Raw genomic sequence first — 620 nt, 5'->3', positions numbered from 1 at the left:
GTGCGCTCGTGCTGGGGGTTCTTGAAGAACTCGTTGGGCTCGTTCATCTCGACGATCTGGCCGGCGTCCATGAAGATGACGCGGTCGGCGACCTGGCGGGCAAAACCCATTTCGTGGGTGACGCAGAGCATGGTCATGCCCTCGTCGGCCAGCGAGACCATGGTGTCGAGCACCTCCTTGACCATTTCCGGATCGAGCGCCGAGGTCGGCTCGTCGAACAGCATGATCTTCGGGCTCATGCACAGCGAGCGGGCGATGGCGACGCGCTGCTGCTGGCCGCCCGAGAGCTGGCCGGGATACTTCGCCGCCTGCTCAGGGATCTTGACGCGCTTGAGATAGTGCATCGCGATCTCCTCGGCGTCCTTCTTGGGCATCTTGCGAACCCAGATCGGCGCCAGCGTCAGGTTCTCCAGGATCGTCAGATGCGGGAACAGGTTGAAGTGCTGGAAGACCATGCCGACATCGCGGCGGATCTCGTCGATCTTCTTGAGGTCGTTGGTGAGCTCGGTGCCGTCGACGATGATCTGGCCCTTCTGGTGCTCTTCCAGCCGGTTGATGCAGCGGATCATCGTCGACTTGCCCGAGCCCGACGGGCCGCAGATCACGAGCTTCTCGCCGCG

General features: G+C 62.9%; 1 protein-coding gene. It reads right to left on the bottom strand.

Annotation, left to right across the window (positions count from 1 at the left end; translation table 11 throughout):
- Positions 1–620: amino acid ABC transporter ATP-binding protein (locus AC07O0_RS30300; RefSeq protein ID WP_494628559.1), on the bottom strand; the 620-nt coding region annotated here is incomplete at both ends.

Source organism: Allobosea sp. GW821-FHT10B12 (genome assembly GCF_059415545.1).
Note: the sequence above shows the minus strand (reverse complement) of the source record. Positions and strands in the feature narration are given on the sequence as shown.